The 7,130-nt window shown below is 50.3% G+C and carries 7 protein-coding genes; 5 read left to right on the forward strand and 2 right to left on the reverse strand.

Features of this window, described 5'->3' with window-relative positions; translation table 11 throughout:
• The 3 genes from ACTF5Z_RS10625 to ACTF5Z_RS10635 all read left to right on the forward strand — a co-directional run.
• On the forward strand, positions 1-795 hold a 795-nt coding region (locus tag ACTF5Z_RS10625; protein WP_438985608.1), incomplete at its 5' end, for a methyltransferase domain-containing protein.
• Between the two features lie 77 nt (positions 796-872).
• Positions 873-2,249, forward strand: a complete 1,377-nt coding sequence (gene trkA / locus ACTF5Z_RS10630) for a Trk system potassium transporter TrkA (protein WP_438985609.1) — start codon at positions 873-875, stop codon at positions 2,247-2,249.
• A 3-nt stretch (positions 2,250-2,252) separates the two neighbouring features.
• Entirely contained in the window at positions 2,253-3,701 is a 1,449-nt protein-coding gene (locus ACTF5Z_RS10635; RefSeq protein ID WP_438985610.1) for a TrkH family potassium uptake protein, read from the forward strand.
• 5 nt (positions 3,702-3,706) lie between these two features.
• On the opposite strand, the gene djlA is transcribed toward ACTF5Z_RS10635, so the two are convergent.
• A complete protein-coding gene (gene djlA / locus ACTF5Z_RS10640; RefSeq protein WP_438985611.1) occupies positions 3,707-4,504 on the reverse strand; it encodes a co-chaperone DjlA in 798 nt (265 codons plus the stop codon).
• A complete protein-coding gene (locus tag ACTF5Z_RS10645) occupies positions 4,505-5,392 on the reverse strand; it encodes a lysophospholipid acyltransferase family protein (protein WP_438985612.1) in 888 nt (295 codons plus the stop codon).
• 122 nt (positions 5,393-5,514) lie between these two features.
• Between ACTF5Z_RS10645 and glyQ the strand changes: the two genes are divergently transcribed.
• Together glyQ and ACTF5Z_RS10655 are read left to right on the forward strand one after the other, a co-directional pair.
• Positions 5,515-6,438 carry a glycine--tRNA ligase subunit alpha gene (gene glyQ, locus ACTF5Z_RS10650; protein WP_438985614.1) on the forward strand — a complete coding sequence of 308 codons (924 nt, stop codon included), beginning with the start codon at positions 5,515-5,517 and terminating at the stop codon, positions 6,436-6,438.
• 2 nt (positions 6,439-6,440) lie between these two features.
• A partial coding sequence (locus ACTF5Z_RS10655) for a glycine--tRNA ligase subunit beta (protein ID WP_438985613.1) occupies positions 6,441-7,130 on the forward strand: 690 nt, incomplete at its 3' end.

The following is a 7,130-nucleotide window of genomic DNA, read 5'->3' on the forward strand; positions in this document are numbered from 1 at the left end:
GCCAATAATCATGCTGGGCCGATGTGTCTGCGAGTTAACCCACGGCTTCACTCTGCTGACGACTACCTACAGACACTACGATCTATGGATATTGATGGCACACTGTCCGAACTCGCACCCGAGTGTATCCGTTTAAATCAAGCTTGCTCCGTAGAAAAACTTCCAGGCTTCGACAAAGGTTGGGTGTCAATCCAAGACGAAGCGGCTCAGGTAGCCGCTCAACTCTTCGCGATCGAAGCCAAGCAAAAAGTTTTAGACGCGTGCTCCGCACCCGGAGGAAAAACCTGCCATTTAGCGGAGTTATATCCTGACGCCCACTTTGTAGCGCGCGACATAAATAGTGAGCGCTTACTTAAAGTTAGAGAAAGCGCCGAAAGGCTTGGGTTAACGATCGACATACAAGAACTTTCGCAAGCGCAGGACGCCGAACAGGAATGTTTTGATCATATTCTTGCCGACGTGCCATGCTCGGGCTCTGGAGTTGTTCGTCGGCACCCCGACATTAAGACCTTGCGGTTGGAGTCAGATTTAGCGCAGTTTCACGCACAGCAGCTTCAAATTCTGCAGAATCTTTGGCCCAAACTCAAACCGGGTGGAACGCTTTTGTACGTCACTTGCTCGATCTTCGAGCAAGAAAACGATCAAACAATCCGGCTGTTTCTGCAACAAGAAAAACAGGCCTCGATACAGGCAATTAACAAATCATGGGGGTACACCACAGAGTTTGGGCGTCAGCTCATTCCCCAAAGAGACGGCTCGGATGGGTTGTACTTTTGTCGCGTACAAAAAGCTTGAAGCCACAAACAAAAACACTGGGATTCTAAAGCAGGATTCAGTATGGTACGTAAAACCTTAGTAGGCACCGAATCGCGATGAAAATCATCATACTAGGTGCAGGTCAAGTAGGCGGGACGCTCGCCGAACAGCTGGCCAGCGAACAAAACGATATTACCGTAGTAGACACTGACGCCGCTATCCTTAGAGGCTTGCAAGACCGGCTCGATATTCGCACAGTGGAAGGCCCTGCATCCTTGCCCTCGACCCTAGAGCGCGCCGGAGCCGCAGACGCCGAGCTCATTATTGCAGTGACCAACAGTGACGAAATTAACATCGTCGCCTGCCAGGTCGCTCACAGTGTGTTCAATAGCCCTAAAAAAATTGCTCGAATTCGAGACCAAGATTACTTGAACTACCACTCCCGCCTGTTTGAAGATGCCCATATACCCATTGACGTCATTATTGGGCCCGAGCAATTGGTTACCCAAAACATCAAACAACTTATCGTAAATCCGGGTGCACTGCAGGTGCTAGATTTTGCAGACGGGCGCGTGCAGCTGGTGGCCGTCCGGGCGGTCGCAGGCGGTCCTATTGTTGGGCATCAGCTCAAAGAAATACGCGAGCACATGCCAAAAGTTGATACTCGTGTCGCCGCTATTTTCCGGCAAGATCGTCCGCTAATTCCCGAGGGCGACACCATCGTCGAGGCAGGAGACGAGGTCTTTTTCTTGGCAGACCGAAAGCACATTCGCAACGTGATGTCAGAACTTCGACGAATCGATAAGGATTATCGCAAAGTGATCGTTGCCGGCGGCGGTAACATTGGTAGCACGCTAGCGTTGGCTCTAGAAGACCAGTATGACGTTAAAATCATCGAGCAAAACTACCAGCGCTGTCGAACACTGTCAGAAAAAATGAAGTCCGCGCTAGTACTTCATGGAAGTGCCGCAGATCCTCAGCTTTTGCGTAACGAAAATATTGAAACCACCGATGTGTTTTGTGCTTTGACCAACAACGACGAATCCAACATTATGATGTCGATGTTAGCAAAACGAATGGGAGCCAAGAAAGTCATCACACTCATCACCAACCCTGCTTACTCCGAGCTTATTGGTGACGAAATCGATATCTCAATTTCACCCCAACAAATAACGATTGGTACATTGCTCACCCATGTCCGGAAAGGTGATATTAGTAGTGTGCACTCACTTCGTCGAGGAGCTGCGGAGTCTCTAGAGATCGTCGCGCGGGGAGATAAAAAATCATCCAAGGTCGTGGGCCGCCGACTCGATGAGATTAAGCTGCCCGCGGGCGTCACGATCGGAGCAATTGTGCGCGGCAACGATGTTATTATCGCGCACGGACATGTCGCGGTTGAACACGAGGATCACGTCATTCTTTTTGTAACCGACAAAGCCCGAATAGGGGAAGTCGAGAAGCTGTTCAATCCGGGCTTTGGATTTTTCTTTTAGGTTATGTCGTTAGCAACCTCCTTTAGAATTCTTGGCATACTGCTAATGCTGTTTTCGACCGCTATGCTACCCTCGCTTGCGCTTGCGTGGCTTGATCAGGACAACACGATAACGGCGTTTATTGATGGTTTTTTAATTACCCTCTTAGGTGGGTTCTTACTATGGGCTCCCTGCGCGGGTGCGCATTCAGAACTACGTATTCGCGATGGCTTTTTCGTAACGTCTTTATTTTGGTTAGTTCTTGGGACCTTTGGAGCTGCGCCTTTATGGTTAGCACCCGACCTTGGTTTGACATTGCCCGCGGCAATTTTTGAGTCGATCTCAGGGTTGACGACTACGGGTGCGACGGTTTTAGTTGGATTGGATGATCTGCCAAGGTCACTGTTACTCTATCGTCAGTTATTGCAGTGGTTAGGCGGTATCGGAATTATCGTAGTCGCCATGGCGATATTGCCCATGCTCGGGGTCGGAGGTATGGCCTTGTATCGGGCCGAAACGCCAGGTCCATCCAAGGACAACAAGCTGACGCCTCGTATCAGCGGCACGGCTCTCGCGCTGTTTTACGTCTATATTACCCTCACCTTGGCCTGTGCTTTGGCTTATTACTTGGCCGGTATGAATAGCTTCGATGCCATTGGACATGCGTTTTCCACGGTTGCCATTGGTGGCTTCTCCACCCACGACGCGAGCATGGGCTACTTTAACAACGATAGCATTTTATGGATTAGCAGCTTATTTATGGCGATTGCCGCCATAAACTTTGGTCTACATTTTTTTGCTTGGAAACACAAAAGCCTAAAAGGTTATGTTTCAGATCCCGAAACGGGTTTCTTTTTGCTTTGTCTTGCAGCGAGTATCGTCGTAACCTGCCTGATATTACTCGCCACAAAAACTCTTGATCCGCAAGAAAGTGTGGTGCACGGCGTCTTCCAAGCAATATCCATGGCAACAACGACCGGCTTCACGACAACAGACTTTTCGTCTTGGCCAACCTTTCTTCCTATGATGCTGATATTGTTTTCGTTTATTGGCGGCTGCGTTGGCTCTACGGGTGGCGGCCTGAAAGTGATGCGGGTTTTATTAATCGTGAAACAGGGCCTGCGCGAGATGCGCCAGCTCATCCACCCTCAAGCCATCATTCCACTGCGAGTCGGCGGACGTCGAGTAGATGCAGCTATTGTGAGCGCGGTGTGGAGCTTTTTCGCCGTTTATGTCATCGCTTTTTTGATGATCTTGTTACTTTTAATGGCAATGGGCTTAGATTTTTTAAGCGCTTTCTCTGCCGTTGCGGCGTCATTAAACAACTTAGGCCCAGGCTTGGGTGATGTATCTGCGAACTACTCTACCGTATCGGACCACACGAAGTTAGTGTTGGCCTTCACTATGCTACTGGGTCGTCTGGAAGTATTTACCTTGTTGGTATTGTTTACACCCATGTTTTGGCGCCGTTAAGCGCTCTATGCATTTGCGCGCTGCTTTTTAATCAACTCATAAGCCGCTTGGATTTCTTGCGACTTCTCAGTCGCGAGTTTGACCATAGAGTCTGGCACGCCTTTAGCTATCAGTTTGTCTGGGTGATTCTCGCTCATCAGCTTCCGGTAGGCGCGCTTGACCTCGGCATCGCTGGCCGTGTGTTGCACGCCTAAGGCGTCGTAAGCTACTTGAATGTCATTAATAGTACCCTGGGACCCTGGGGTTTCATGGAAGCGACCTTGCGCTTGCGCCATTCGTAATAAATGGGCGACCTGAGCTTCACTAAATCCAAGCAACCGGCCAATATGATCAAGAACATTGCGCTCGGCGGGATCCATCGTGCCATCGGCAAGCGCCATTGAAATTAAGAAAAGCAGCAGCGTTTGCTTCAACTGCGGATGGCGACCAGCTAGACCTAAGAAATCATTAACGACCACCTCTAACTCAAAGTCTTTACTTGACCCCTCTTTAAATAACGCAATTGCCCGCTGTCGACCTCTCGCGTCTAAACCCATTTGAGAGATTAGCGCCTCAGCATGAGCTATTTCGGATTCACTTACCCGCCCATCGGCCTTCGCTAGGCAACCCAATAGTCGAAACGTAGTCGTAAAAAAGCTTTCTTGAATTTTTGCTCGAAACTCAGGCGAAGCAAACTGCGCTAAACCACCCAGACCTTTGTCAAACGCATGGCCCACCCAAAGCCCTAGTAACAAGCCCAAGGGGCCCAAGGTTAGAAAGCCAATAAGACCCCCCACCAACTTTCCCATATACTGGTTTTTCATTTAGTTACCTCGATGGTAGGGATTTGGACCCTGTTGTGGTCTAACTCTAAAGCGCTTATACGTCCATTGATACTGCTCAGGATAGGGTGCTAACAATTCGGCTATACCTCGATTCATAACGGTCATCGCGACCGTCAGGTCTTCAGTATATATTGCGTCATCGGCGGGCTGGATAAGCACTTCAAAACCTTGATCCACTCGATACGCGATTAAATAAAACAACCGAGCACCGGTTCGCTGAGCAAGCTTTACCGCCAAAGTGGGGGTAAAACACATCTGACCCATAAAAGGTGCGTTACACCCGGCCGAGAGGTCCCGTGGTACTTGATCTGGTAGAACACCAACCGCCCTGCCCGATTTCAAGGCACGTGTTAAACCCACAACGCCCTTTGGTGTGGTCGGGAACGTTGTCATGCCGAAACGACCCCGAGCTTTGACAATGAAGTCCTCGAGGCCGGGCTGCTCGGGTGGTTCGTAAAGACAAGACAGCGGTATGAGCGTATTGATGTAAAGCCCTACAAATTCCCAGTTGCCCATGTGCGGCGCTAAAAACACGACCCCTTGGCCTTCAGCTTGGGCTTGGGCCAAATAATCCACGCCACGCACCTTTACCACTAGTTTATCGAGTTCGCTTCGAGAGCCCTGCCACACCCGGCCAAGCTCAGAAAACCACTCACCCGCGGCCTCTATGGAACGCTTCGCGAGCGCAGACTGCTCTCGTTCACTCAAATGTGGAAAGGCAAGCTGAATATTCACTTGGGCTATATGCCTTTCACGTAGGTGCAAGGCCCAAACTAATTTACCAAGCCAACGCCCTATGCGGCGCGCCCAAGATAAAGGCATCATTCTGAGTAAAGAAAGGCCCGCTTTTATTAAAGATGTTGTCATTCAACCCTACTAAGTCGGCCCCTTGTACCCAAGCCCGTATATCGTCTACCCATAAGTCTGTATAATACGGCGCTTTGTACAGCTTGTGTAGCGAGGTTGGCGTGTCTGCAGACAATCCGGTGATGTCTTTCCAAGAAATTATTCTCACCCTGCAAAAATTTTGGGGGGATCACGGCTGTGTCATTATTCAACCGCTAGATATGGAGGTTGGCGCAGGAACCTTTCACCCCGCAACCTTTTTACGCGCCATCGGCCCAGAAAACTGGCGAGCGGCCTATGTTCAACCCAGTCGGCGCCCTACCGACGGACGCTATGGGGAGAACCCAAATCGCTTGCAGCACTATTACCAATTTCAAGTTGCGCTAAAGCCTTCACCCGATAATATCCTCGATTTATATCTCGACAGCCTGGCGGCACTCGGCATTGATTCCAAAGTTCACGATGTACGCTTCGTCGAGGACAATTGGGAATCACCAACCCTAGGTGCCTGGGGATTGGGTTGGGAAGTTTGGCTCAACGGCATGGAGGTCACCCAGTTCACCTACTTCCAGCAAGCTGGAGGCATCGAGTGCTTCCCTGTGACTGGCGAAATTACCTATGGGCTTGAACGTATTGCCATGTATATTCAGGGCGTTGACTCTTGCTACGACCTCATCTGGGCTCGAGGACCTGACGGAGAGATTACCTACGGTGATGTATATCACCAGAACGAAGTTGAGATGTCGACCTACAACTTCGAAGAAGCGCCTGTTGATTTTCTATTCACCCAGTTTGATCACCTAGAAACCGAGGCAAAACGTCTCGCGGACAAAGGCTTGCCTCTACCCGCCTACGAAATGGTAATGAAGGCCTCGCATACATTTAACCTTCTCGACGCTCGCCATGCGATCTCGGTTACGGAGCGACAACGCTTCATCCTTCGCGTTCGGACACTTGCAAGAGCCGCCGCACTCGCCTATTACGACGCCCGAGCAAGGCTGGGCTTTCCGCAAGCCAGCGCTGAGATGCGCGATGAGGCACTGGCAAAATGGAACAAAGAGGTTTAAGCATGAGCGACGCGTTTTTAATTGAAATTGGAACTGAAGAATTACCACCAAAATCACTTCGTACATTAGCCCAATCATTTCATGATGAAGTGGTCGCTGGCTTCTCGCACTTAAATCTTGCACCTGTGCACAGCGAGTGGTTTGCAACGCCACGCCGTCTCGCCGTCAGAATTAACGAGCTCCCCAGTAGAAGCCCAGATACACAAGAAATCGTCCTCGGACCGCCTGCTTCCGCCGCCAAAAACGCTGCCGGTGAATGGACACCCGCAGCGATTGGGTTTGCAAAAAAACAGGGTGTTAGTGCTGACGAGCTTGAACTGATCGATTCCGACAAAGGCCCAAGACTTGGGTTTACGAAGACCGTGCCGGGTGCGCAAACCGAACTTGTTGCAGCCCATGTAGTCAATGAAGCTCTCGCTAAGCTACCCATCGCTAAACGCATGCGCTGGGGTTCATCACGTACAGAGTTCGTCCGACCAGTGCATTGGGTGGTCTGTTTGTATGGCGATAACGACGACCTTGGAACTATTTTTGGACTCACCGCATCTAGGGTGTCACATGGCCACCGCTTTATGGCGCCAGAACCCATCGAAATCCGCTCTGCTGCAACATACGAAGAGGATTTACTGGCCGCTAAAGTCATTGTTGATTATGAAAAACGCAAAGCAATGATCCTTAAACAGGTACAAAAC

The organism is Aequoribacter sp., from assembly GCF_965659035.1.
Taxonomy (GTDB): domain Bacteria; phylum Pseudomonadota; class Gammaproteobacteria; order Pseudomonadales; family Halieaceae; genus Aequoribacter.